Origin of the sequence: Burkholderia sp. DN3021, assembly GCF_049805555.1 — a bacterium.
GTDB lineage: Bacteria > Pseudomonadota > Gammaproteobacteria > Burkholderiales > Burkholderiaceae > Burkholderia > Burkholderia pyrrocinia_C.
Genome location: NZ_JBNCAB010000035.1, coordinates 11,943 through 37,072, shown reverse-complemented (window position 1 = coordinate 37,072; position 25,130 = coordinate 11,943). Strand labels below are relative to the sequence as shown.

The window sequence follows — 25,130 nt, the reverse complement described above, 5'->3', positions numbered from 1 at the left end:
GGGATGACCAACAATGCCCGGAATTATTTTTTATTTTTTTATTTACGTCCGATGCGATCGCGGAAAATTTTTCCAGATGCATGCGTGGCGAATATCAGTCAATGGTCCCGGTTTTATTGTCGATTTACTTCATGCTACAACGACAGGCACTGACTTCAACCGTGGAGAGTGTCACCATGAATGCTCCGGCAGTGGCAGCCGAAACGCGCCAATCCTCTTCCGCCGCTCCCGCCGCCGGCACGCGCCTCGCCGTGCAGCCGGTGATTCTTGCCGGCGGTTCCGGCACGCGCCTGTGGCCGATGTCGCGCGAACGCTTTCCGAAACAGCTGATCGGCCTGCTCGGCGATCGTTCGCTGCTGCAGTCGACCGCGCTGCGCCTCGACGGCCTGGCGGCCGACCACCCGCTGAACGACGACGTGCTGATCGTGTGCGGCGAGAATCACCGCTTCACGACCGCCGAACAACTGCGCCTGACGGCCAAGCCCGCGACGATCATGCTCGAGCCGCTCGGCCGCGACACCGCGCCCGCGCTGACGCTCGCCGCGCTGCGGCTCGTCGCCGACGGCAACGATGCTGTGATGACCGTGATGCCGGCCGACCATGCGGTCGCCGACCTGCCGCGCTTTCACGCAGCCGTCGCGGCCGGCGTGCACTGCGCGGCGCAAGGCAGGATCGCGACGATGGGCATCGTGCCCACGCACGCGGAAACCGGCTACGGCTACATCCGCGTCGGCGCGCCGCTCGGCGACGCCGCGACGGGCGACCTCGACGTGCGCCGCCTCGACCGTTTCGTCGAGAAGCCACACCTCGAACTCGCTCAGCAGTACGTCGCATCCGGCGAGTACTGGTGGAACAGCGGGATCTTCATCGTTCGCGCGTCGGTGTGGCTGAAGGCGATCCGCCAGCTCGAACCGGCGATCTACGCGGCCTGCGAACAGGCTGTCGCGCAGGGCAAGGCCGATGGCGACTTCTTCCGCGTCGATCGCGACGCGTTCGCCGCATCGCCTTCGAACTCGATCGACTACGCGGTGATGGAGCCGCTCGCGAGCCTGCCGCAACTGTGCGAGAGCGTCGTCGTGCCGCTCGACGCGGGCTGGTCGGACGTCGGCTCGTGGGACGCGATCTGGCAGATCTCGCAGAAGGACGAGGCCGGGAACGTCGGCCGCGGCCACGTGCTGTTCGAAGGCGCCGAATCGACCTTCGCGCATTCGGAAAGCCGGCTCGTCGCGTGCGTCGGCACGCAGAACCTCGTCGTCGTCGAAACGCCCGACGCCGTGCTCGTCGCGGACAAGTCGCGCGTGCAGGACGTGAAGAAGATCGTCGGCCGCATCAAGGCGCAACAAGGCGCGGAAGCCACCGATCACCGCAAGGTGCATCGCCCGTGGGGCCACTACGACTCGATCGACATGGGTGAGCGCTTCCAGGTGAAACGCATCGTCGTGAAACCGGGTGCGCGACTGTCGCTGCAGATGCACCACCATCGCGCCGAACACTGGATCGTCGTGCGCGGCACCGCGCGCATCACGCGCGGCGACGAAACGTTCCTGCTGTCCGAAAACGAATCGACGTACATCCCGCTCGGCGTATCGCACCGCCTGGAGAACCCGGGCATGATGCCGCTCGAACTGATCGAAGTGCAGTCGGGCGCGTATCTCGGCGAGGACGACATCGTCCGCTTCGACGATACCTACGGCCGGCAGTGACGCGGCAAGCGCCGGGGGCTCCGCTTCGACAGCGGAGCCCCCGGCGTGGCAAGCATGGAAAGACGAGGCTTCCGCGCGGGCGTCGTGGCACACGACGGCCCGCGCGTTGCATTGGAACGGCGCTCAACCTACGCGGTACGCGTATTCGCGGCGCTCCGACTGCACGGGATCGTTGCGGCTTTCCGACAGCGCACCCGCGTGACGCTCGGCGATGAAGCGCTTGATGTCCGACTCCGCGCGCGCCAGCGCGGACAAACCGGCCAGCACCTCGCTTTGCGGCGCGCGCGCCGGCTCGTGGCTCGCACCGTGGCGATCGATCCACTGGCGCGCCCAGTCGAGCGCGAACTGCTCGGCTTCCTCGGCATCGGTGAAACGCGGACCGATGAGGCCCGAGCGCTCGACGCGCCGGTCGTCCTGCGAGATCTCGGCCCACGCGCGATACATCAGGTTCTGCACGGGCTGCGCGATGCCGCAGATCGTATAGCCGCGATACTCGTCGACTTGCGGTTCGGCCGCGGCGAAGCTCGCCGACGACGCACGCGCATGGCGCAGTTCCGCCGCCGGCGTACCGGGCACCACGAACGACGTGCGGGCCGGATCGGCCACTGCGTCGTCCGGCATCGCGCTCAGCGACGCGCCTTCGCCCTCCCAAACGTTTGCCTGCGCGACCGGCAATTGCCACGACTCGGGGTTTTGCCAGAACACGCCGCGCAAGCGATCGTTGTCGGGTGCGGGCTCCGCGCGACGCGCAGGCACGACCGGCACCGGCGGCGGCGGAATATACGCGAACGTGCGCCCGCTGAACTGGGTCAGCACGTCGATCATCTGCAGCAACGTGCCGCTCGCGAGCCACTCCTCGTAGCGACGACGGCACGTCGGCCCGGACGGATAACGACCGGGCAGCTTGGACCAGGCTTCACCGGTCGTCAGGATCCAGAGCACCGCGTTGGCAACGACGCGCGGTTCGGCTCGTGGACGCCCACGGCGATTCAGCCGGATGGGTTCATCGGCGATCAGCGTTGAAAGACGAAACCACTCTTCATCGTTAAGCTCATCGAAGAACATAGCAGATCTCTCCACGCAGCCAGGCCGGGCTGCGATTGGCGGCGCCGTCGCGACACATCGCGTCGCGGGGCGGCCAGGTTGCACATTATGCTTATCGGTGTTGTGCACGCCGGCCGACACCGCACTTTCACGGTGCCGGAATTCCCGGCAATGGCGCACAAATCACGGTCTCACTCCAATGTGGGAATTTTTGTGCACGAAGCATACCATCATCAGGGTTTATCTCAATATGACAATGACTTAATGTTACGCACTGAAACAACCTGCCACGGATACGCAATCCATTTACGCTTGAATTTTTTTGCGAGATCTTTATGCCCGGCGCTGCAAAGGCCCGTCTGGCGGGGCGCTTCAGGGTATGAAGAATGGCCGAAAATGGGCCTTTCCGGGCTGTTCTGACCCTTGCCTGCAACAATCCCCGGAATTGCCGACTAAAATCGGTAAATCAGGGAAAATTTCGTAACAAGATATTCACGAATCGGTAAATCATTCAATTCCCGTTCAAATGAATTATCTCCGTGCACAATCTCGTTATTGTTTCTCTGCGAGTGATGAAAGCACGGTGACGCGGAATGCACATTGTTTCTCCGCACGCAAGCGCGGGACGCCTGTTACATTTGCGCGGCGACAGGCGATCGCTCGCGCCGCGCTACTCGCGGAAAGCCTGCTTCGGGTCGGAACGAAAAAGCGGAATACACCGCGCAGGACGCGCGGCGGTCATGTCAGCGCAGGTCGCCGGCCAGCGACGCGGTCACGTCCGGATCCACGCGCTGAGGCGGCATCGTGTAGGCCGGGTGATCGCAGCCGATCGACAGCGCCGCCCCGTCCTTGAGCGCCGCGCGCATCGGCACGTCGAGTTCGAAACGCACGAAATGCACGGCCGACGTCTTCTCGTCGTTGTCGCGCTCAAGATCCTCGTCGGCGATCGCGTAGACGCGCGCGTGCCCGTCGACCTGCAGGTACACGCGATCTTCGATACCGATCAGCCGCGCGAGCGCCGCGCGCCGCTCGATCTCGTGCTCGTATTCGATCTGCATCGTCGCCTTCAGGTTGGTGCCGTCGGGCACGAGCGGCAGATACGCGTCCAGTTCGCCGTCGATGCCCGCCTCGTCGAAGATCTTCTCGATGTGCAGCATCTCCTGGATCTGATAGCGGATCGTCGTCTCGTCCTCGAACAAAAAGCGCAGGTGGTTGCCGAGTGCGACCGCCCGGCGGCGCTTGTACGCGACGAGCCGCGCGTGTTCGGTCCTGCGGATCTTCGCGTACGCTTCGAGCGTCAGCAGGGAGTCGCGGGTCAGCGTCATGGGATGTCCTCGTGAGTCGGCCGGCAGCGGCTCAGATGCCGTATGCGCGGCGCAGCAGCGTGAGCGGATGCGCGAGCGGCGCGGACGGCAGCCCCTTCTCGTCGATGCCCTGCACGATGTGATGGCCGGCCAGCGCGCAGTCCGACGACACGAAATCCGGCTGCGGCTCGGCCATCGCCTTGAACACGGGCGCGCCGATCCGCATCGCGTCCGCATGGAATTCCTTCTTCACGCCGAACGTGCCCGCATGGCCCGAGCAGCGCTCGACGACGTTCACGCGCGTATCGGGCACGAGCGACAGCACGTCGGCCGTCTTGCGGCCGATGTTCTGCACGCGCGCATGGCACGGCACGTGATACGACACGGTGCCGAGGCCGGTCTTGAAATCGGTCTTCAGCAGCCCGTCGCGATGCCGCGCGATCACATATTCGAACGGATCCCAGAATGCGTCGGCCACCGCGCGCACCGCTTCGTCGCCGGGGAACATCAGCGGCAGCTCGCTCTTGTACATCAGCACGCAGCTCGGGATCGCGCCGATCAGCGCATAGCCTTCGCGCGCATAGCGTTCGAGCACGGGCAGGTTCACCGCCTTCTTCGCGGCGACACCGGCAAGGTTGCCCTGCTCCAGCAGCGGCATTCCGCAGCATGCTTCGCGCGTGACGAGCTCGTACGGAATGTCGTTGTGCGCGAGGATCGCGAGCAGGTCGTGGCCGATGCCCGGCTCGTTGAAATTCACGTAGCACGTCGCGTAGATCGCGACCTTGCCGGGCGTGCGTTCGCCGTCGCGCGCGGGCGGGTTGTCCGAGCGCTTCGCGGCGCGCCGGAACTTGCGCGGCGCGAACTCCGGCAGCCACGCGTTGCGATCGACGCCGAGCGCCGCTTCGAGCGCATGGCGCGCGGGCGGCGTGCGGTTCACCGCGTTCACCGTCTGCGTGACGATCGGAATGCCCGCGAAATGGCCGAGCGCATCGGTGTTCGACAGCACCTTGTCGCGCAGCGTCGCTTCGCCGCGCTTGTAGCGCGCCGCCTTGCCGCGCAGCATCAGGTGCGGGAAGTCGACGTTCCATGCATGCGGCGGCACGTACGGGCATTTCGTCATGTAGCAGAGGTCGCACAGATAGCACTGGTCGACCACCTTGCCGAACGCGGCCTTCGGCACTTCGTCGATATCGCCCGTCGGCGTGTCGTCGACCAGATCGAACAGCGCGGGAAACGCGCCGCACAGCGACACGCAGCGCCGGCAGCCGGCGCAGATGTCGAACACGCGCGTCATTTCCGCATCGATCGCGGCCTGGTCGTAGAACGCATCGGACTGCCAGTCGAGCGGATGCCGGGTCGGGGCTTCGAGACTGCCTTCCTTGTGGGGCATGAGGCGCTCCAGCGTGGCGCGCATGCGCGCAAGCGCGCCGCCCGCGCGCTGCGGGCAGCGATGAATGAGCGGCGGCCGGCCGCTTGCGGGTCGCCCGGCCGGGCCGCGCGGCCTGCGGCGGCCCGTCAGTCGACGAGACTGTCCAGCGCCTTCGTATAGCGGTTCGCGTGGCTGCGTTCGGCCTTCGCGAGCGTCTCGAACCAGTTCGCGATTTCGTCGAAGCCTTCGTCGCGCGCCGTCTTCGCCATGCCCGGATACATGTCGGTGTATTCGTGCGTTTCGCCGGCGATCGCCGATTCGAGATTCAGCCGCGACGAGCCGAACGGCAAGCCCGTTGCCGGATCGCCGACGGCTTCCAGGTATTCGAGGTGGCCGTGCGCATGGCCGGTTTCGCCTTCGGCGGTCGAGCGGAACAGCGCGGCGAGGTCGTTCTGGCCTTCGACGTCAGCCTTCGAAGCGAAATACAGATAGCGTCGATTCGCCTGCGATTCGCCCGCGAATGCAGCCTTCAGGTTCTCTTCGGTTTTGCTGCCCTTGAGGTGAGCCATGTGCGCCTCCGTGCATTGTGCCGACGCAGCGATGCGTCGGACCGGATGACCGATTGTGGGGAACGATGCGCGCAGCGCGGCACCTGCCGCCGGCATCGTGTTGCGTAATCTAGGCGCTCGGAGGGACATCCCCCCAATTGGCTTTTTCAATGCAGTCGATAGCGATCGCCCGGTGCCGGGCGAACGATCGTGCGAATGTGCGCACGACACGATGCGCAACCGATAACGCAATCGCGCCGGGGCAATGACATCATGCCCCGGCGCGATGCGTGTTGCACGAGGCGTCGCCGACTGCGCGACGCCCCGCTCGCCCGGCCCGGTGCGTGCGACCGGGCAAAGGACGTTTACCGAACGTCGCCGGCAGACGACGGACGCACCATGTAGCTAACGATGCGCCCCGGACCGGACACGCGCCCCGCGCCGAACACGTTGCCGTAGCTGCTCGTGACGCCGGACAACCCGTTGTACAGGCGGCCCATCACGGAGACCGAATCGTCGCCGTGCAACGTGCCGTTGTTGGTCACGTTGCCCATGACCTTGACGGCGCCGGCCTCGATCGCGCCGCTGTTGGTCAGGTTGCCCATCGCGGAAAGCAACGTCTTCGCGCGCAGCGTGCCGTTGTTGGTCGTATTGCCCATGACCTTGACGTCGCCGGCCTCGAGCGTGCCGCTATTGGTCAGCTTGCCCATGACCCGCACGTCGCGCCCGCTGACGACGCCGCCGTTGGTCAGTCGGCCGTTGATCTCGAGCGCGCCGTCGCTGTGGAGCGTGCCGGCATTGGTCGCATCGCCTGCAATCCTGACGCTGCGCCCGCGCACGGAACCGTCGTTGTCGAGGCGGCCGGACACGTCGACGGTATCGGCGCTGACCGCGCCGTGATTGTCGAGTGCGCTCAGAACCGACACCGTCTGCGCTTGCAGCCGCCCGCTCGACGCGATCGTCGCCTTGCCGCTCGATGCAAGCGTCACACGGCCGGCCGACGCGTCGACCGTGCCGGCGATCCGGACGCCGGTTTTCGCGGACGCGCCGATCAACGCGATCTCGTCCGCCCGCAGGCTGCCCGATTCGGACACGTCGATCGCCGCGGCCGGCGCCTTGCCGCTTGCCGGACCGGAGAGCGTCTGCCGGTTCGCTTGCTCGATCGCGGCCGTGCCTTGATGCGCGACCGCGACCAGCGTCTCCGCGCGCACCGCCGCATCGACCTTCAGACCGCGCGACACGAGATCGAGCCGGTCCGCATTACGCGCGTCGAGCCCGGCGCCTTCGATCGCGATGCGTCCGTTCTCGGTCCGGAATCGTGCGATACGGCCGTCCTCGTCGAATTCCGTCGTGCCCGCGACGAGCGACACGCGGTTCGCGTTGATGAAGCTCGCGCCGTTCACGCTGATCCCGTTCGGGTTCGCGACGATCACGCGCGCCTGCTGCCCCGCGACTTCGGTCGCGCCGGCCAGCACCGACGCGTTGCCGCCCGTCACCTGGTTCAGGATGATCTGCGCCGAACGGCCGCCGAGTTGCGCATTGCCGTCGATGCTGCCCGCCAGTTGCGTATTCGTACGGTTCACGCTGTTGTTCAGCACGAGCCCCTTCGGGCCGACGTTGTAGTCGAGGAAGCGGTTCGAGGAAATGCCGGTGGCGTCCGGCGCGTTGATGTCGACGATCGGCGTGCCGTTCGGCGCGGCGCCGAGAACGGGGCGGTTGGCCGCGTTCGGATCGACGACGAGTTTCGGGTTCGTTTCGGCGATAGGCGGTGCAGGATCGACCGGCGGCTTCGTTTCGGCGACCGGCGGCTCCGGATTGACCGGCGGCTTCGTCTCCGCTACCGGCGGCTCAGGGTTCACCGGCGGTTTCGTTTCCGCTACCGGCGGCTCAGGGTTCACCGGCGGCTTCGTTTCCGCTACCGGCGGCTCAGGGTTCACCGGCGGCTTCGTCTCCGCTACCGGCGGCTCAGGGTTCACCGGCGGTTTCGTTTCCGCTACCGGCGGCTCAGGGTTCACCGGCGGTTTCGTTTCCGCTACCGGCGGCTCAGGGTTCACCGGCGGCTTCGTCGGTTCGTCATCGCCCCCCCACTCCCCGCCGTACTCCAGGCCGCCCGGCACCTTGAGTTTGTTCGCGTTCAAAAGACCGCCCTCCGAGACTCGGACCGTGCCATCCGACAGCAACTTGATCGTGCCGGTCAACGCCTCAACCTTGCCCGAGATATTGATGCCGACGCCCGCCGAATTGCCGACCATGACGATCGAATTATCTCCATGCACGCTGCCGAGTCGCGACACGTCGATCGCAACGCGCGGCAATTCGCCGCTATTCGACGCACTGTACGAGATTCCCCCCTGAGAATTCTCGATGGCCGCCGTCCCTTGCTGCGCGACCGCGACGAGCTTCTTCGCGTGCAACGCGGCATTCACCTTCAGGGTGCGCGACACGAGATCGAGTTGATCCATATTGCGCGCGTCGAGACCGGCGCCGTCGATCGTGATACGGCCGTTCTCGGTCCGGAATCGCGCGACGTTGCCCTGCTCGTCGAACTCCGTCGTGCCCGCGACGAGCGACACGCGGCTCGCGTTGATGAAGCTGGCGCCGTTCACGCTGATCCCGTTCGGGTTCGCGACGATCACGCGCGCCTGCTGCCCCGCGACTTCGGTCGCGCCGGCCAGCACCGACGCATTGCCGCCCGTCACCTGGTTCAGGATGATCGACGCTGCGTGGCCGCCGAGCTGCGCGTTGCCGTCGATGGCGCCCGCCAGTTGCGTGTTCGCGCCGTTCACGCTGTTGTTCAGCACGAGCCCTGCCGGCCCGACGTTGTATTCGGTAAAGCGGTTGGCCGAAATGCCGGCCGCATCCGGTGCGTTGATGCCGACGATCGGCGTGCCGTTCGGCCCGTTCGTGATACCGGGACGGTTGGTCGCGTTCGGATCGACGACGAGCGCCGATTGCGCAAACGCGGGCTGCGCCGCGAGGATCGGCATCGCGAGCGTCAGCGCCGCGGCGAGCGCGGTGCGCGCGGACGGCATCGCCGCGCGCGGGCGATGGTGTTGTTGATGTTTCATGGTCTTCTCGGTTTCCTGAAGATGAAAGGACGGGCGTGGCAGGCACCACGCCGAACCGGGCCGGTCCGTCGATCGGCCGATGGACGAGCGTGCGTACTTACATGGCGATTCCCTCCGTGACGTTCGGCGGGCGCGGACTCGCCCGCCGCGATCAGAAACGGCTCGTGAGCGACACATCGAACGTGGGTTGCGCGGTTCGCAGCGCCCCGGGCTTGCGAAGCGGCATGCCGAGCGCGACGTCGTAGCCGAGCATCCGGTAGCCGCCGCGCACGCCGAGCGCAGCGCCGATCAGCGTGCGCCCTTCCCGGCCCGCGCCTTCGCGCGAGCCCGCGCCCGTGACCAGGCCGGCGTCGAGCGCGACATAGGCCTCGTGCGCGCCGAACCACCGTGTGGCCAGTTCGTTGCGCCAGAACCAGCCGCTGTCGCCGGCGAGCGTCTGGTTGCCGTCGAAGCCGCGCACCGTGTAGCGGCCGCCGATCTGCAGGTATTCGGTCGACGGCAACGCGCCGGGCGCGTACTGGAACTGGAGGAATCCGCGATAGCCGAACGGCCGCGCGCCGATCCGGAACGGCGCGTCGGCGCCGAGCGCCGCGGTATACACGCGATAGCGGCCGTCCCATGCGGTCTGCCCGTTGACGCGCCCGGGGAACGCGCTCAGCCCGGCGAGGCTTGCGCGCATGCCGACGCTCGCGTCGACGGTTGCACGCGCGAACTTCTCGCGATGCGCCGCGCTCACTTCGTAGCTGACGATGTCATGACGGAACACATCGAGCTCGATCGGACCGAACCACGAACGGTCCTCGCGGCGGGCGAGCTTGAAGCGCAGCGTGGTCTTGCCGTGACCGGAGCGATACGGCACGTAGCCGAAGCCGGCTTCGTAGCGACGGGTCCGCTGGCCGAACGGCGGCACGAGCATGCCGGGCAGGTCGGCCACCAGCGTCTGCCGGCTCGACCACTCGCTGACGCCGAGCGAAAACGACGCATAACCGATCGGCACGTTCCATGCGGCGCTTTTCGCCTGCGAGCCGAGCGACTTGTTGCGCAGTGCGGCGTCGGTGTTGTAAGTGACGATCAGTTGATCGTAGAGCCGCAGCGGCGAATCGATCGAGACGATCGCGCCGAGCTGGTTGCGGCCGGTCGCATCGAGCCCGCCGTTGTCGGCCGTCGCGACGAAGCGAATGCGGCGCGCATCGTCCGGATGCCGGACGACGATGTCGGTGTCGCCCAGCGACGCGCCCGGAACCAGATCGAACGCGGTGGCCGCCTGGCCGGGCAGGCGGCGCACGTTCTCGAGTGCCTGATCGAGATCGCGCACGTTCAGCAAAGCATGCGCGCCGCGCGGAAACACGATCGGCGTCCAGCCGATCCGGCCGCGCGCATCGTCGATCGCGCCGATGCGGCCGGGCAGCACCTCGACGATCAGGCGTCCGGTCGACAGATCTTGCGGAGGAATGCTGACAAGCGACGTAATGTAGCCGCGCGCGATGAGACGCCGCCCGATCCATCCGCGCAGCAGGCTCAACCCGTCCCGGCCGATGCACGCACGTTCGATCGGGACGGCGTCACGCAGCCACGGGAAAGCATCGGCACCCCGCCACTCGATCGCGTGAATATCGAAACACGGCGTTTCCGCCGGGAAATGCAGCGTATCGGCTTCGCTCGGCGGCTTCGCGGACAGCACGTCCGGCCGGTCGAGCATCTGCTGCCTGAGCTCGTCGAGCTGTTGCGCCTGGTGGCGCTGCGCACTCAGCGGCTGCGTGCCGGACTCGGGCGTCTGCGCCGCGGCCGCAACGGCAAACGCCAGCAGACTCGCGGCACACAGCGCGCGACGGGAGAAGGCGGCTATGCGCTGTACATCGGCGGACCGGATTCGATCGCCGTCGTTTTTGTTAACTATCCTTAACACTCGCATTCCGCCAATCTCGCGATACATCAATCAAGCGCGGATTATGCGGAAGCGAATTATCGGATTTCAATTCAAAACAACGTCTTGAAATTAAATTCGTACTTGTCCCATTATTTTTAACCGAATGAATAGGACATTTAATTTATCTCATTAAAATATTGACCGATCCCGTCAAGTCGACTCGACTCGTGCACATCGGCTCGTCGCGTAGCGCCCAGCTCGCGCAGCGTGGCAAGTTGCCGGTCCGCCGTCACGGAACAACGCGCGAGCTTGACCGAATGGCAAGACACACCGGGCAATGCGATGAATTGCGCGAATGACGGAATACGTTCGAATGGCCGATCCTTGCCGATTTCACGCTGCCTGTCGGGTGCGGAATGCGAGCCGCGATCGTCGTCGCACCCGAATCAATCGGATTCGAAAGTAGTTCGCCAACCGCTGAGACGCGACGGCAAGCTTCCGCTCACGCATCCATCGCACGCTTGAGCAGCAATTCGCGCTCGCGCTCGTTGCGCGTCAGTTCCGCCGCGCGGCGGAACTCGAGCTTCGCCTCGTCGGCACGCCCGAGCTTCGCCAGCAGGTCGCCGCGCACGCTCGGCAGCCAGTGATAGCGCGCGAGCGCGGGATCGTCGCGCAGCACGTCGACGAGTTCGAGCGCCGCCGCCGGCCCGAACGCCATCCCCACCGCCACCGCGCGATTCAGCTCGACGACCGGCGACGGTGCGACTTCGGCGAGCGCGTCGTACAGCGCGACGATCTGCGCCCAGTCCGTTTCCGACGCGTGCCGCGCACGCGCATGGCAGGCGGCCAGCGCGGCCTGCAACGCATACGGCCCGCGTACGCCACCGAGCTTCGTCGCCCGTTCGAGCGCCGCGAGGCCGCGCCGGATCAGCAGTTGATCCCAGCGGCTGCGATCCTGGTCGAGCAGCAGCACCGGCCGGCCCTGCGCATCGGTGCGCGCATGCATGCGCGACGCCTGCAACTCCATCAGCGCGACGAGGCCGAGCACTTCGCTCTCGTCCGGCGCGAGCCCCGCGAGCACGCGGCCGAGCCGCAGCGCTTCGTCGCACAACGCGGGGCGCATCCAGTCGTCGCCCGCGGTCGCCGCATGGCCTTCGTTGAACACCAGGTAGATCACCTCGAGCACCGACGCGAGCCGCGCGGGCCGCGCATCGGCGGCCGGCACCTCGAACGGCACGTGCGCTGCCGCGAGCGTGCGCTTCGCGCGTACGATCCGCTGCGCGATCGTCGGCTCGGGCGTCAGGAACGCACGTGCGATCTCGCCCGTCGTCAGCCCGCCGAGCAGCCGCAGCGTCAGCGCGACGCGCGCGTCGGTCGACAGCACCGGGTGGCACGACGTGAAGATCAACCGCAGCAGGTCGTCGCCGATGTCGTCGTCGCTCGCATCGGCGAGCGCATCGGCGATGTCGGGGACGACATGCGCTTCGAGCGCGTCCATCTCGTGGCCGAGCTGGTCGCGCTTCGCCGCATGAAGCGACTCCTGCCGGACGCGGTCGAGCGCGCGACGCTTCACGGCCGTCATCAGCCAGGCGGCCGGATTGTCGGGCACGCCGTCGACGGGCCAGTGCTCGAGCGCCGCGACGAGCGTGTCCTGCGCCAGTTCCTCGGCCACGCCGACGTCGCGCACCACGCGCGCGGCGCGCGCGATGATCTTCGGCGCCTCGATCCGCCAGACCGCCTCGATCGCACGATGCGTCGCTTCATGCGTCACGACGCCTGCCCCTGCGCGGACGCGTCCAGCGGCATGGCCATCAGTTCCCATGCATGGCCGTCCGGATCGTCGAACCCGTGGCCGTACATGTTCGGGTACTCGCGCGGCGCTTGCGGCGCGGACCCGCCGGCCGCCAGCGCCTTTGCGACGATCGCGTCGACTTCGGCGCGGCTTTCGCACGACAGGCACGACAGGGCCTGCACCTGCGTTGCCGGATCGATGATGGTTTTGCCGGTGAACGTCTGGAAAAACGGACGCACGAGCAGCATCGCGAAGATCGTGTCGCTGATCTTGATGCAGGCGGCCTGGTCGTTGGTATAGGCCGGCACGACTTCGAAGCCGAGCGCCTGGTAGAACGCCTTCGAGCGCGGCAGGTCGGCCACGGGCAGGTTGATGAAGACCATCTTGTGCATGTCGGGTGCTCCCGGTGAGGTTGGATTCAGGTGGGCAGTCAATCAGGCGCTGGTACGGCCGACGTGGAGTTCGCGAAACCGCTCGACCGCGTCGCTCGGCGTGAGGTCGTCGAGCTCGAACAGCGGCCGCACCTCGATCTCGCAATCCATCTCGGCGCCGAACGGCGCGGGGAATCGGCGTGTCCATTCGAGCGCCTCGTCGCGCGAACGCACCTGGATCAGCGTATAGCCGGCGATCAGTTCCTTCGTTTCCGCGAACGGGCCGTCGACCACCGTGCCCTTGCCGCCCGTATAGCGCACGCGCCAGCCGCGCGCGCTCGGCCGCAGGCCATTCGCGTCGAGCAGCACGCCGGCATTGGCCAGTTCCTCGTGGTAGACGGTCATGGCCTCGACCAGCCGGTTGTCCGGCAACGCGTCGGATTCGCTGACGGCGTTCGCCCGGATCATGATCATGAATCGCATCGTTCACTCCTTGTCGTAGGTGAAAGGAGACGCCCGTTCATCGGCGCCTTATCCGGACGACGGGCGGAACACGGCCGGATCGACACGCGCCACGATAAATCAGGGTAAATACCGAGTCACGGCCTTCACAGGAAGCACGGGCCGACCGCGCGTACCTCGACCGTGCACCATTGCGCGGCCGGGCACTGGCGTGCGATCTCGATCGCTTCCTCGCGCGTGTCGACATCGACGAGGAAGAAGCCGCCGACCATCTCCTTCGCCTCCGCGAACGGGCCGTCGAGCAGGCGCGTCTCGCCGTCGCGCACCTGCACGCGCGTGCCGCGCTCGGAGCGCTCCAGCGACTCGACGCCGCGCAGCACGCCGCGCGCCTTCAGCGTCTCGGCGAAATCGACCATCCGCGCGTAAAGCGCCTGGCCTTCGTCGAGCGTGCGTTCCGCGCGCTGGTCGGTCGGTTCGACGATCAACAGCATGTAAGACATGGACTTCTCCTATAGGGACGGGGTGCGGCGGCGTTCGCTGCGCGATCGGCGTGCGACACCCGATGCGAAAGCGTAACAGCCGCGGCAGGGTCTGCCTGCATCGTTAGCCAACCGGCACTGGCCGGACGGCCAATTCGGCCGCTTCCTGGCATTTTGCCGTCAAGATGCGCTCCCGAACTGTCGGATTTTCTTCCAGTGGACCGTCCCATGTCACGCTTGCTTCCGCCGCTTGCCGTCGCGCTATCGCTCGCCCTCTCCGTCCGGCCTGCCCCCGCCGCGCTACCGGTCAGCGCCGGCTGCGGCGGCGCGACCTCGGCGATTGCCGACCTCCGCAGCGCTGGCGGCCCGTCGCCGCTGGCCGGGCAAACGACCTCGATCGAAGCCGTCGTCACCGCGGCGTTCGGCGGCGCCGACGGCTTCGGCGGCTTCTTCGTCCAGCAGGCCGACGCGCAGCGGCGGCACCGGCCGGGCATCCCGGAAGGCCTGTTCGTGTACGCACCGAACGCGCACGCGATCGCCGGCGATCTCGTGCATCTCACGGGCAAGATCGACGACAAATACGGCCGCACGCAGTTCGTGCTGTCGGGCGGCATCGCCGTCTGCGCACGCGGGCAGACGGTCACGCCTGCGACGCTCACGCTGCCGTTCGCCACGTCGGCCGTACTGGCCGCGCATGAAGGCATGCGGGTGCGCCTGCCGCAAACGCTGACGGTCAGCGATACCAACGAACTCGGCCGCTACGGCAGCGTCGTGCTCAGCAACGGCCGGCTGCGCATCCCGACCCACGTCGCGCCGCCGGCCGAAGCCGCCGCGCTCGCGGCGGCCAACGCGCGCAACCGCATCGTGCTCGACGACGGCTCGAGCCGCCGCGATCCCGCGACCGTCCGCTATCCGCCGCCCGCGCTGAGCGCCGCCAATACGCTGCGCGCAGGCTACACGGTGCGCGGCGTCGAAGGCGTGCTCGAACTGCGCTACGGCACGTGGCGGCTGCAACCGACAGCCGGCGCGGCGCCCGTGTTCGACGCCGCCGCGAATCCGCGTACCGATGCGCCGGACCGGCACCCCGCTGCAGACGTACGCATCGCGTCGTTCAACGTATTCAACTATTTCAACGGCGACGGCCATGGCGGCGGATTCGACGCGCCGGCCAACCGTGGCGCAAAAACGCACGCCGTCTTCGTGCGGCAGGAGGCGAAGATCGTCGCGGCGTTGCGCGCGCTGCGCGCCGACGTGATCGGTCTGATGGAAATCGCGAACAACGGCCACGGCGACGCGAGCGCGGTGCGGCGTCTCGCTGCGCAACTTGGCGACGGCTGGCGCGCTGTCGCCCCCGGCACCGCACGGCTCGGCCGCGACGTGATCGCGGTCGCGCTGCTGTACGACAGTCGCACGGTCGAGCCGGTCGGGCGCGCCGCGACCGTCGCGCTCGGCGGCCGGCACCGCCCGCCGCTTGCGCAGACCTTCCGGCGCATCGGCGGCACGCGCGCGTTCACTGTCGCGGTCAATCACCTGAAGTCGAAGAACTGCCCGAACGCGACCGGCGCCGACCTCGACCAGTCCGACGGCCAGGGCTGCTGGAATGCGGCGCGCACGCGAGCGGCCACGCGCATCGCCGACTGGCTCGCCGCTTCGCCGACGGGCGCCGCGGCCGACGGCGTGCTGCTGATCGGCGACCTGAACAGCTATGCGAAGGAAGATCCGGTCCGCGCGCTCGAATCGCGCGGCTATGCGAACCTGGTTGCCCGCTTCGTCGGCGATGCTGCGTACAGCTACGTATTTCGCGGCGAAGCCGGTTACCTCGACCACGCGCTGGCCACGTCGACACTCGCCGCACGCGTGAAGGCCGTGCACATATGGCACATCAACGCCGACGAACCGGTCGCCCTGCAACCCGTGCCCGATTACAAAACGCGTGTGCACCGGTCGTCTTATTACGCACCCGACGCATACCGCTCGTCGGACCACGATCCCGTCATCATCGATGTCGCGCTTGGCGACAGCGGCGCCGTGCCGGCCTCGGGCACGAACCGTGCTCCCCGACACAGCGTGGACTAGTGCATTTGCATCAACACAAGGCCTGCAACGGCACTATTTACCTGACGCCCCTGGCGACGCCATATTTACCGGACATTCGCTTCGTACCGCTGCTCCACACGCCGATTCGCCCGATTGCGAAATTTTTTCAACCGTCGCCCCGCCCCGCGCGACGGGGCTTCGCGGCGATCCTGCCAACGAATTGAAAATTTGTCTCGAAACTCAATTGGGGCAAGTGAATCACATCAATTGCTGGGATTCGTCTTATCTTCAAATTGGCCTGGAATCGAAGGAGGATAAACACCATGGCGCTCACCGACTCGATCGAACACAAACTGGACCGCGGCCTGGCCGACATCCGTCGCACCGGCCGGCGCGTGGGACGCACGACGCGCTCCGCCGCCCGCGATCTGCATGCCGACGTGACCGACGATCTGCGCGGGCTGGTCGACGAACTCGAAGACCTGTTGAAAAACGATGGCGACGGCGATATCGCCGCGCTGCGCAAGCGCGTGCAGTCGAGGCTCGACGAAGCGCGCAGCGCGCTCGACTACGCGTCGGGCAGCGCGGCCGCCCGGCTGCGCGATTCGGCCGAACGCGTGTCGCAGGTCGTGCACGACAACCCGTGGCAGACCGCCGGCGTCGTCGCGGGCCTCGCGTTCGTTGCGGGCCTGCTCCTTGCCCGCCGTTGAACGGGGCTGCCCGCACCGCTGCCCGCACCGTCCGTCCTCAATCAGACAACGAAGGAGAACCGCCATGCAGAAGTCCCTCGCCATGAAAGCCGCCGCCGCCGTGATGCTCGGCAGCCTTGCACTCGCCGGCTGCACGACCACGCCCGACAAACCCGAAACCGCATCGGCCAGCGCGTCGAAGCGCCAGTCGATCGACGCGAGCGTAAACGCGACGCTGTCGCGCCTCTATTCGACGGTGCCGGGTTCGCGTGAACTCGTCGCGAAATCGCGCGGCGTACTCGTGTTCCCGAACGTGCTGCAAGCCGGTCTCATCATCGGCGGCCAGTCCGGCAACGGCGCGCTGCGCGTCGGCGGCAGCACCGTCGGCTACTACAACACGTCGTCGCTGTCGGTCGGCCTGCAGGCCGGCGCGCAGTCGAAGGCGATCGTGTTCCTGTTCATGACGCAGGATGCGCTTGACTCGTTCCGCAAGTCGGACGGCTGGGCTGCCGGCGCCGACGCATCGGTCGCGGTCGTGAAGGTCGGCGCGAACGGCGCGGTCGACACCACCACGGCCACCGCGCCTGTCGAGGTGCTGGTCCTGACCAACGCAGGCCTGATGGGCGACCTGTCGGTGAACGGCACCAAGGTCACGAAGCTCAATATCTGACGGTACCGCACGCGGCCTTGCGCCGCGTTCGCTTCCCGGCAGCGCCGCGGCCCCGGCCGCGGCGTTTTCGCATGGGTCGCGCGCAGCGGTTATGATGGCGGCACCTTTGCGGGCATACTCCCGATGGGCCGCCCCGCCGCGTGTTCCGCAGCGAACCCGTGACGTTCGCGAGCCGATCGCGCCCGGGGCAACGAGATTCAATCAAACCAAGCATCAATCTGCGCGAATGCCACCCATGGATAGCGGACACGATCACCAAAAATTCTTCTATTTCCTGCTGTTCGCGGTCACCGTCGGCATGTGCGGGATTCTCGCGCCGTTCTCCGGGGCCGTGTTCTGGGGCACCATTCTCGCGATCCTGTTCCAGCCGGTGCAGCGCTGGCTCGCCGCGCGCTTCGGCAAGCGGCGCAACCTGGCCGCGCTCGTGACGATGACGCTGATCATCCTGATCGTGATCCTGCCGCTCGTATTCGTCGCCGGCACGCTCGTACAGGAAATCGCCTACGTCTATCAGGAAATCAAGACCGCGCAGCCGAACTATTCGCAGTACTTCCAGGAGATCATCCACGCGCTGCCGACCTCGATCCAGCGCCTGCTCGCGAAATACGGGCTGACCAACATCCCCGGCATTCAGAAAAAGCTGACCGACGGCGCCGCGCAGATCAGCCAGTTCGCCGCGGCCCAGGCATTCAGCATCGGCCAGAACACGTTCCAGTTCATCGTCAGCTTCGGCGTGATGCTGTACATGGTGTTCTTCCTGCTGCGTGACGGCGGCGAGATCGGCCGCCGCGTGCGCCGCGCGCTACCGCTCGACGAGGAGCACAAGAACCTGCTGCTCGCGAAGTTCACGACGGTCGTGCGCGCGACCGTGAAAGGCAACGTCGCGGTCGCGCTCGTGCAGGGCGCACTCGGCGGGCTGATCTTCTGGATCCTCGGCATCCAGGGCGTCGTGCTGTGGGGCGCGCTGATGGCGTTCCTGTCGCTGCTGCCCGCGATCGGCGCGAGCCTCGTGTGGATACCGGCCGCGCTCTACTTCCTGGCGATCGGCGAGATCTGGAAATGCGTGATCCTCGTCGCATTCTGCGTCGGCGTGATCGGTCTCGTCGACAACCTGCTGCGCCCGATCCTCGTCGGCAAGGACACGAAGATGCCCGACTGGGTCGTGCTGATCTCGACGCTCGGCGGGATGGCGCTGTTCGGCATCAACGGCTTCGTGATCGGGCCGCTCGTCGCCGCGCTGTTCATGGCGAGCTGGGACATCTACGCGCGCGCCGAACAGGGCGAATGACGCGGCGCGTGGCCGCGTGCCATACGCCCGGCCGCCACCGCTCCATCCGCACGCACAAGCCCTCCGTCACGGATGGCGAATCCTGATCACGACGGGCGCCACGGCGCCCGTCGCTTCATCCGCCGCGACGGTCATCACGCCGCCATACGGGCCCACACGATGAACGCGGCCCGACACCAGCGGCACGCTTCGATCGTCGCGCGCATCGCGCCACGTTGCGCGCACGCCGGAATCGGCATCCAGCGCGAACGGCGCACCGTCGGGCCCGACCAGTGCCACATGAGCACCCGGCAAACGCCGGCCATGCGCATCGAACCGGAGCGTCGCCGCGGCCCCGCTGCCCGCCGCCTCCCGTCCTTCGACAATCGCGCCCGACGGCGCGTCGAACGTCACGTCGTAGAGATCGACGAGCGCGCCGGTAAACCGCACGATGCCGTCCGACGCGGCCTGCCCCGCCGCCGCCGCATTCGACATCGCCAGCACGACGCCCAGCCCGATCGCCATCATCCGCACGGCGCCGACGCACCGCACCGTTCGATTGCGCATCGCTGCCGCTGCCGATGCCACCCGCTTCGCGTTGTTCCGCATGTTCCCTCTCCTCTGCCGCGTGACCAGAAAAAAGGCGGCGTGACGCGTCGGTCACGCCGCCTGTTCACTGGCGATCACTTTAGGGAGAGAGGCCGGGACAATATATGGGACAAGTCCGAAACTGAGAGCCGTTTGATCGAACTCATCGCGCTCGACAACACCTGACGGCAACGCGCGGCCGATATCGCGCGCCGCGCCGCAAGCCGTCACGCGTCCGAATCGACACGCAGCACGAGCTTGCCTCGATGGTCGCCGTCGAACAGGCGATTCAGCACGTCGGGCGCGTTTTCGAGACCGTCGGCAACCGTTTCCTCGGCCTTGAGCCGGCCGTCGCGCAGCCAGCCCGCGAGCGTCTGCACGGCTTCGCGGCTCTTGCGGTAGTCGAGGATCAGGAAGCCGCGCATCGTCAGCCGCTTCGAGATCAGCACGCCGACGTCGTCGGCCGCGCGGCCGCTGTTGTAGTTCGAGATCACGCCGCACAGCGCGACGCGCCCGCCGATCACCATCCGCGACAACACCGCGCGCATCACCTCGCCGCCGACGTTCTCGAAGTTCACGTGCACGCCGTCCGGCGTCGCCGCCTTCAGTTGCTGACGGAAATCGCCGGCCTTGTAGTCGACGGCCGCGTCGAAGCCGAGCGTCTCGGTCAGGTAGCGGCACTTGTCGGCGCCGCCCGCGATGCCGACCACGCGCGCGCCGTGGATCTTGCCGATCTGCCCGGCGATCGAGCCGACCGACCCGGCCGCCGCCGACACGACGAGCGTCTCGCCGGGCTGCACCGGCGCGATGTCGGTCAGCCCGTAATACGCGGTCAGCCCGCTCATCCCGCACGCGCCGAGCAGCGTCGGCAGCGGCAGGCCCGACTGCGCGGGCAGCTTCACGAGCTGCGCGGCCTGGTCGGCCGGCACGGCCGCATAGTCCTGCCAGCCGACGAGCCCCTGCACGAGATCGCCTTCCGCGAAACCGGCATGGCGCGACGCGACCACGCGCCCGATGCCGAGCGCGCGCATCACCTCGCCGATCGCGACGGGCGGCAGGTACTGCGGCACGTCGCTCATCCACACGCGGTTGGTCGGGTCCATCGACAGGTACAGCACGCGCACGAGCACCTCGCCGTCCGCGAGCGCCGGCACCGGCGTCTCGACGAGCGAGAAGTGTTCGCGGCCGACCCGCCCTTCCGGGCGCGTCTTCAGCAGCAGTTGGCGATTCGCGGGTGTCGACACGATGTTCTCCTCCGGTGGTTGTTATGCGGGATGCGCATCAGACCGCGCACATGCCGCCGTCGATCACGAGTTCGGCGGCCGTCACGAAGCGGCTTTCGTCGGATGCGAGATACACGGCCGCATGCGCGACGTCGTCCGGCTCGCCGAGCCGGCGCAGCGGAATGCCGCGCGCGAGCTTGCGCGTCGCATCGCGTTCGCCGAGCGTCTGGAACAGCGGCTCGACGATCCCCGTGCGGATGAACGCCGGGTGAATCGAGTTGCAGCGCACGTCGAGTTCGCGGCGTGCGCAATCGATCGCGACCGATTTCGTCAGCGACGCGACCGCCGCCTTCGACGCGTTGTACGCGGTGAAATCCGGCTCGACCTTGAACGCGGCGACCGACGAGATGTTGATGATCGATGCGGGATGGCTCGCGCCCAGGTACGACAGCGCATGCTTGCAGCCGAGCACGATGCTCTCGACGTTGATCGCCATCACGCGCCGCCATTCGTCCAGTTCGATTTGCGCGGGCGAGCCGATCGAGCCGACGCCCGCATTGTTGACGAGCACCGACAGCCCGCCCATCGCATCGTTCGCCTGCGCGAGCAGCGCCTGCCAGCGCGCTTCGTCGCGCACGTCCTGCGTCGCGGCGAACGCGACCGGCGTCGCGTGGCCCGCGTTGAGTTCCTGCGCGAACGCGTCGAGCACCGCCGCTTCGGCGATGTCGGTCAAGAACACGCGCGCGCCCTGCTCGACCATCCGGCGCGCAATCGCGCGGCCGAGGCCGCCCGCGGCGCCCGTGATGTATGCGCACTTGCCGGCGAGGCGCGAAGAAACGACTGTCATGTGAGCTGCTCCTGTCGTGAATCGTCGTCGCGGCATGCTGCCGCGACGGGTTTTCCGTGCGTGTCGCGGCCGACGCATGCCGGTCGACGGCGCGTCGGCTTCATAAGATGCCGCACGGTTTCCGCGAGTATATCGAGACGAGCGTGACGCGCGCCGGGCAGCCGGCCGCGGTCGAACGACAGCCAGCGTACGCGAATGACGCCAATCGATGAAATGAATAATCGTTATGCCCGGTCATAGATTCCGCTCATGACCGTCGTGCGGCTGCGCCAATGCGCAAAGCGGCACGGCCGATCCCGTGGACCGGCCGGTTCGTTGATTCCGGGAATGACGGACGATGCGTACCGCGACAGACAGGGAACGATCGGGAAGAGGAATCGCGCAATCACCGGGCGATCGCCGGCGGCAACCTGGCGGCACCGGAACACCGAAACACCGGGCCGCCGCAACCGGCAACCGTCAGAATCCGTCGCCCGACGGCGCGCGCACGAACGCGCAGAGTTGCGGCGAATGCGTATCGATCATCTGCTGGAACGGCGCACGGTTCCCGTAAGCGATGCCCGACACGAGCAGCAGGCAGACGGCCGCGATGCGCGGCGAGAACGCGCGCTGCCGCGCGCCGTCGTAGCCGCGCAGGAACATCAGCGCGACCAGCGCGCCGAGCATCCAGCCGACGACGACTTCCGGAATCGTGTGCGAGTGATCAAACACGCGTGCGACGGCCGTAACCGCGCCGACGGCCAGCCCGGCCGCGATGCCGGGCGCCTTGCCCGGCCGGAACGCCTGCCACAGCATCGACAGCGCGACCGTCCACACCGACGTCGACAGCATCGTATGGCCGCTGATCACGCGAAAATCGAATTGGGGAATCTCGATGCCGCACCCGGCATACAGGATCTTGGTTGCGCCGACGAGGCCCATGCCGGCGGCCAGCAACACGACCCAGCGCACGGCGACGCGCCAGTCGGTCAACGCCAGCCACGCCGCGCAGGTCAGCGCGATCGGCAAGGTCAGCGCGGCATCGCCGATGTTGCTGATTTCACTCCACATAACGGACTTCGGACGACGATCGAAAGGCCGCAGTTTACCGCATGCGCGCAGCGCGTCTGTGTCAGCCTGTGACAGGCTGTATCAGCCCGCGACACCGGTGATCAGCAGCAGGTTCGTGCCGGTGATGACGACGAACAGCGCCCACGCGGCGGCCTGCATCCCGCGGCCGATCGTGTGCTCGCCCATCACGTTGCGATCGCTGACCGACCGGATCAGCGGCCACATCGCGAACGGCAGTTGCAAGCTCAGCAGCACCTGGCTCCAGACGAGCAGTTGCCCGACCGACCCGTCGCCGAGCCACAGCACGCCGATCAGCGCCGGCACGAGCGCGAGCCCGCGCGTGATCAGCCGGCGCTGGTAGCACGGGATCTTCGTATGCAGGAAGCCGTCCATGATCACCTGGCCGGCGATCGTGCCGGTCAGCGTCGAGCTTTGCCCCGACGCGAGCAGCGCGATGCCGAACAGCAGTGCGGCAGCGCCGCCCGCGATCGGCGTAATCAGCTTGTAGGCCTGCTCGATGTCGGTCACGTTGTGCTGGCCCGTCGCATGGAATGCCGCGCCCGCAACGATCAGGATCGCCGCATTGACGAGCATCGCGACGAACAGCGACACGCAGGTATCGATGCGCACCAGCGCGAGCGTGTCGCGGACCACGCCGCGCGCGCCGCCGACGACATGCCGCGTCTGCACGACCGACGAATGCAGATACAGGTTGTGCGGCATGATCGTCGCGCCGACGATGCCGAGCGCGAGCACGATCGCGTCCTTGCGGTCGTGGCCCGGATCGCCGGGCACGAGCCCGCCGACCACCGCGTGCCAGTCGGGCGGCGTGATCGCGACCTGCGCGACGAAGCAGAACGCCATCGTCGCGATCAGCCCGAGCACGATCGCCTCGATCTGCCGGAACCCCTTGCCCTGCAGGCCGAGCACGATCATCGTATCGAGCGCGGTCAGCACGATCCCCCACGCGAGCGGCACGCCGAGCAGCAGCTTGAACGCAAGCGCGCAGCCGAGGACTTCCGCGATGTCGCACGCGATGATCGACACCTCGGCGGTGACCCACTGCACGATGCGGCCGAACCGGCCGTAACGATCGTAGCTGGCCTGCGCGAGATCCCTGCCCGCGACGAGGCCGAGCCGAGCCGCGAGCATCTGCAGGAAGATCGCCGCGAGGCTCGAGAACGCGACGACCCACAGCAGCGAATAGCCGAACTGCGAGCCGGCCTGGATGTCGGTCGCCCAGTTGCCGGGATCCATGTAGCCGATCGCGACGAGCAGGCCGGGGCCGAAAAAGCGCTTGAGCTTCTGCCAGCGCGGCGCGCCGGCGTCGATCGTGATGCTGCCCTTTACTTCCGACGGGCAGAAAGGGGCGGTGGCGGTAGTGGGGAGGAAGGGCATGTAAACCGGGAATCGAGATCGCGACAGGACGATTCTACGGGTATCCGTCCCGTTTTCTCCTGCACGCCGGCATACGCGGCGCAACTCGCCCCTCCGCCCTCGCACAACGCGGCTGCAGGTCGGTCGTCCGCATCGCACGACGCGGCATCGTGGCCAAGGATCTTTTCCCGCTCGGCGACGCGAAATTCGGTCGGCGACATCAGCAGGCGCTGACGAAACAGCTTCGCGAGCCGCTCGCCGCTGCCGAACCCCGTGCGGCGCGCGACCTTGTCGGCCGGCAGCGTCGTATGGATCAGCATGTGGCACGCGCGCTCGAGCCGCACATGCTGGACGAACGCGGTCGGCGTCACGCCGATCTCCTTCTTGAAGCGCCGCAGGAAATTGCGCTCGCTCATCGCGGCGGCCTGTGCGGCGTTCGCGATCGATATGCGGTTCACGCTCAACGCGCGCAGCCGCTGCGCCGACATCCGGATCGACGGGCTCGCGCTCAGTTCACGAAACGCCCACATCGACTGTGCATAGCGCTGCTCGACTGGCCGCAGCATGTTGCTGGCGATCTCCTGCGCGGCGCTGTCGCCGAGATCGGCGCGGAACATGTCGAGCGCGGCCGCGAACACGTCGGTCTCGCCTGCCTGCAGTTCGACCGTCGCGTCGGCACGGCGCCCGGCTTTGCCGGGCGACACGTGGATCGCCGCCGACGGCCGCTGCGTGGCCGCGAGCCCGGGCAGGTCCATCGCATCGACAATCCAGCGCGCGTGCCGGCGAATGTCGGTCAGGCGCCGCTGCAACGCATCGTTCCAGTTGACGGCCGCGCGGTCGCCGTGAAGATGAAAGAACGCGAGCGCACGGCGACCGTGCTCGTCGCCGAGCGGATCGGCCGCGATGCTCACGCCGGACGACGACTGCAACAGTCCCCCGCTTTCGGATACGTACTTCAACTGGTAATCCGCACTGAGCGCATGCAGGCGATTCGCCAGGTTGAAAGCCTCGCCGAGACGCGCGGCCTGGGCCAACGAAAACCCCGTACTCAAATAGATAACGACCCACCTCTGATCTGCTGCATTCACTGGCCAAGCCCCCGACTTGTTTCGACTTCTTCTAATACCGTCGAACTGTCAGGCTTATATTTGGTTTGAATGCGTGCGACAGGACGGCTATCCCGAAATATGAAGCGACGGCATCTTAGCCGAACGGGTAGCGCCTTTGGCACGAAATGGCCGACGTGGACAGCATGATGGCGGATTACTACAGGCTGTTGCGAGTCGATGGTATGCCCGCACGGAATCGCACCTGTCGATACAGCCGATCGGTGCGGTCGTCATGCGTCACGATGTGCGCATTTCGTTTCGTTGTG

21 protein-coding genes are annotated in these 25,130 nt (G+C 67.0%); 5 read left to right on the top strand and 16 right to left on the bottom strand.

Annotated features, from left to right (window positions below; genetic code table 11):
• Positions 1–176: 176 nt before the first annotated feature.
• Positions 177–1,703, top strand: coding sequence for a mannose-1-phosphate guanylyltransferase/mannose-6-phosphate isomerase (locus tag ACPUER_RS18580; protein WP_425131826.1), 1,527 nt, complete (start codon positions 177–179; stop codon positions 1,701–1,703).
• A 123-nt stretch (positions 1,704–1,826) separates the two neighbouring features.
• On the opposite strand, the gene ACPUER_RS18575 is transcribed toward ACPUER_RS18580, so the two are convergent.
• The 10 genes from ACPUER_RS18575 to ACPUER_RS18530 all read right to left on the bottom strand — a co-directional run bounded on the left by ACPUER_RS18575 (position 1,827) and on the right by ACPUER_RS18530 (position 14,028).
• Positions 1,827–2,768, bottom strand: coding sequence for a transposase (locus ACPUER_RS18575; RefSeq protein WP_072439341.1), 942 nt, complete (start codon positions 2,766–2,768; stop codon positions 1,827–1,829).
• A gap of 722 nt (positions 2,769–3,490) precedes the next feature.
• Positions 3,491–4,072, bottom strand: a complete 582-nt coding sequence (locus ACPUER_RS18570) for a DUF3501 family protein (protein ID WP_072439339.1) — start codon at positions 4,070–4,072, stop codon at positions 3,491–3,493.
• Positions 4,073–4,103: 31 nt separating this feature from the next.
• A complete protein-coding gene (locus tag ACPUER_RS18565) occupies positions 4,104–5,441 on the bottom strand; it encodes a heterodisulfide reductase-related iron-sulfur binding cluster (protein WP_175958633.1) in 1,338 nt (445 codons plus the stop codon).
• A gap of 125 nt (positions 5,442–5,566) precedes the next feature.
• On the bottom strand, positions 5,567–5,989 hold the full coding sequence (locus tag ACPUER_RS18560; protein WP_034185149.1) for a rubrerythrin family protein: 423 nt from the start codon (positions 5,987–5,989) through the stop codon (positions 5,567–5,569).
• A gap of 344 nt (positions 5,990–6,333) precedes the next feature.
• Positions 6,334–9,036 carry a filamentous hemagglutinin N-terminal domain-containing protein gene (locus ACPUER_RS18555; RefSeq protein ID WP_175958632.1) on the bottom strand — a complete coding sequence of 901 codons (2,703 nt, stop codon included), beginning with the start codon at positions 9,034–9,036 and terminating at the stop codon, positions 6,334–6,336.
• Between the two features lie 151 nt (positions 9,037–9,187).
• Positions 9,188–10,840: a ShlB/FhaC/HecB family hemolysin secretion/activation protein gene (locus ACPUER_RS18550; protein ID WP_425131833.1), complete on the bottom strand. Its 1,653-nt coding sequence runs from the start codon at positions 10,838–10,840 to the stop codon at positions 9,188–9,190.
• 565 nt (positions 10,841–11,405) lie between these two features.
• A complete protein-coding gene (locus tag ACPUER_RS18545) occupies positions 11,406–12,674 on the bottom strand; it encodes an RNA polymerase sigma factor (protein WP_072439337.1) in 1,269 nt (422 codons plus the stop codon).
• Positions 12,671–13,087: a VOC family protein gene (locus ACPUER_RS18540; protein WP_301806198.1), complete on the bottom strand. Its 417-nt coding sequence runs from the start codon at positions 13,085–13,087 to the stop codon at positions 12,671–12,673. Before ACPUER_RS18540 ends, ACPUER_RS18545 begins: the two co-directional genes overlap by 4 nt.
• A gap of 42 nt (positions 13,088–13,129) precedes the next feature.
• Positions 13,130–13,549, bottom strand: coding sequence for a YciI family protein (locus ACPUER_RS18535; protein ID WP_175958629.1), 420 nt, complete (start codon positions 13,547–13,549; stop codon positions 13,130–13,132).
• A 125-nt stretch (positions 13,550–13,674) separates the two neighbouring features.
• Positions 13,675–14,028, bottom strand: a complete 354-nt coding sequence (locus ACPUER_RS18530) for a YciI family protein (protein WP_034185206.1) — start codon at positions 14,026–14,028, stop codon at positions 13,675–13,677.
• Between the two features lie 207 nt (positions 14,029–14,235).
• Between ACPUER_RS18530 and ACPUER_RS18525 the strand changes: the two genes are divergently transcribed.
• The 4 genes from ACPUER_RS18525 to ACPUER_RS18510 all read left to right on the top strand — a co-directional run bounded on the left by ACPUER_RS18525 (position 14,236) and on the right by ACPUER_RS18510 (position 18,691).
• Positions 14,236–16,083, top strand: a complete 1,848-nt coding sequence (locus ACPUER_RS18525; protein WP_425131825.1) for an ExeM/NucH family extracellular endonuclease — start codon at positions 14,236–14,238, stop codon at positions 16,081–16,083.
• A gap of 284 nt (positions 16,084–16,367) precedes the next feature.
• Entirely contained in the window at positions 16,368–16,754 is a 387-nt protein-coding gene (locus ACPUER_RS18520; protein ID WP_072439328.1) for a DUF883 family protein, read from the top strand.
• Positions 16,755–16,818: 64 nt separating this feature from the next.
• The gene (locus tag ACPUER_RS18515) at positions 16,819–17,403 is read left to right on the top strand and encodes a BPSL1445 family SYLF domain-containing lipoprotein (protein ID WP_072439326.1); all 585 of its coding nucleotides are present in this window, start codon (positions 16,819–16,821) and stop codon (positions 17,401–17,403) included.
• Between the two features lie 235 nt (positions 17,404–17,638).
• Complete coding sequence (locus ACPUER_RS18510; protein ID WP_175958627.1) at positions 17,639–18,691, top strand: AI-2E family transporter; 1,053 nt, start codon at positions 17,639–17,641, stop codon at positions 18,689–18,691.
• A 66-nt stretch (positions 18,692–18,757) separates the two neighbouring features.
• Here the strand turns inward: ACPUER_RS18510 and ACPUER_RS18505 are convergent, their stop codons facing one another.
• The 6 genes from ACPUER_RS18505 to ACPUER_RS18480 form a co-directional block, all read right to left on the bottom strand.
• Positions 18,758–19,279 (bottom strand): thioesterase, encoded by a 522-nt coding sequence (locus ACPUER_RS18505; protein ID WP_175958626.1) that lies wholly within the window; start codon positions 19,277–19,279, stop codon positions 18,758–18,760.
• 206 nt (positions 19,280–19,485) lie between these two features.
• The gene (locus tag ACPUER_RS18500) at positions 19,486–20,502 is read right to left on the bottom strand and encodes an NADP-dependent oxidoreductase (RefSeq protein ID WP_425131824.1); all 1,017 of its coding nucleotides are present in this window, start codon (positions 20,500–20,502) and stop codon (positions 19,486–19,488) included.
• A 37-nt stretch (positions 20,503–20,539) separates the two neighbouring features.
• Positions 20,540–21,328: an SDR family oxidoreductase gene (locus tag ACPUER_RS18495; RefSeq protein WP_072439320.1), complete on the bottom strand. Its 789-nt coding sequence runs from the start codon at positions 21,326–21,328 to the stop codon at positions 20,540–20,542.
• A 459-nt stretch (positions 21,329–21,787) separates the two neighbouring features.
• The gene (locus ACPUER_RS18490; RefSeq protein WP_034185138.1) at positions 21,788–22,378 is read right to left on the bottom strand and encodes a phosphatase PAP2 family protein; all 591 of its coding nucleotides are present in this window, start codon (positions 22,376–22,378) and stop codon (positions 21,788–21,790) included.
• An 81-nt stretch (positions 22,379–22,459) separates the two neighbouring features.
• Positions 22,460–23,776: an Nramp family divalent metal transporter gene (locus ACPUER_RS18485; protein WP_175958623.1), complete on the bottom strand. Its 1,317-nt coding sequence runs from the start codon at positions 23,774–23,776 to the stop codon at positions 22,460–22,462.
• Positions 23,725–24,789: a helix-turn-helix domain-containing protein gene (locus ACPUER_RS18480; RefSeq protein ID WP_083534082.1), complete on the bottom strand. Its 1,065-nt coding sequence runs from the start codon at positions 24,787–24,789 to the stop codon at positions 23,725–23,727. The genes ACPUER_RS18485 and ACPUER_RS18480 overlap by 52 nt, the downstream gene beginning before the upstream one ends.
• Positions 24,790–25,130 lie beyond the last annotated feature (341 nt).

Bases quoted from the DNA above. Each gene is read 5' to 3' on its own strand.
- ACPUER_RS18505 (WP_175958626.1), bottom strand. From the start codon at position 19,279: ATGCGGAACAACGCGAAGCGGGTGGCATCGGCAGCGGCAGCGATGCGC.
- ACPUER_RS18510 (WP_175958627.1), top strand. From the start codon at position 17,639: ATGGATAGCGGACACGATCACCAAAAATTCTTCTATTTCCTGCTGTTC.
- ACPUER_RS18565 (WP_175958633.1), bottom strand. From the start codon at position 5,441: ATGCCCCACAAGGAAGGCAGTCTCGAAGCCCCGACCCGGCATCCGCTC.
- ACPUER_RS18555 (WP_175958632.1), bottom strand. From the start codon at position 9,036: ATGAAACATCAACAACACCATCGCCCGCGCGCGGCGATGCCGTCCGCG.
- ACPUER_RS18520 (WP_072439328.1), top strand. From the start codon at position 16,368: ATGGCGCTCACCGACTCGATCGAACACAAACTGGACCGCGGCCTGGCC.
- ACPUER_RS18575 (WP_072439341.1), bottom strand. From the start codon at position 2,768: ATGTTCTTCGATGAGCTTAACGATGAAGAGTGGTTTCGTCTTTCAACG.
- ACPUER_RS18485 (WP_175958623.1), bottom strand. From the start codon at position 23,776: ATGCCCTTCCTCCCCACTACCGCCACCGCCCCTTTCTGCCCGTCGGAA.
- ACPUER_RS18560 (WP_034185149.1), bottom strand. From the start codon at position 5,989: ATGGCTCACCTCAAGGGCAGCAAAACCGAAGAGAACCTGAAGGCTGCA.
- ACPUER_RS18535 (WP_175958629.1), bottom strand. From the start codon at position 13,549: ATGCGATTCATGATCATGATCCGGGCGAACGCCGTCAGCGAATCCGAC.
- ACPUER_RS18530 (WP_034185206.1), bottom strand. From the start codon at position 14,028: ATGTCTTACATGCTGTTGATCGTCGAACCGACCGACCAGCGCGCGGAA.
- ACPUER_RS18580 (WP_425131826.1), top strand. From the start codon at position 177: ATGAATGCTCCGGCAGTGGCAGCCGAAACGCGCCAATCCTCTTCCGCC.
- ACPUER_RS18525 (WP_425131825.1), top strand. From the start codon at position 14,236: ATGTCACGCTTGCTTCCGCCGCTTGCCGTCGCGCTATCGCTCGCCCTC.
- ACPUER_RS18495 (WP_072439320.1), bottom strand. From the start codon at position 21,328: ATGACAGTCGTTTCTTCGCGCCTCGCCGGCAAGTGCGCATACATCACG.
- ACPUER_RS18570 (WP_072439339.1), bottom strand. From the start codon at position 4,072: ATGACGCTGACCCGCGACTCCCTGCTGACGCTCGAAGCGTACGCGAAG.
- ACPUER_RS18490 (WP_034185138.1), bottom strand. From the start codon at position 22,378: ATGTGGAGTGAAATCAGCAACATCGGCGATGCCGCGCTGACCTTGCCG.
- ACPUER_RS18540 (WP_301806198.1), bottom strand. From the start codon at position 13,087: ATGCACAAGATGGTCTTCATCAACCTGCCCGTGGCCGACCTGCCGCGC.
- ACPUER_RS18515 (WP_072439326.1), top strand. From the start codon at position 16,819: ATGCAGAAGTCCCTCGCCATGAAAGCCGCCGCCGCCGTGATGCTCGGC.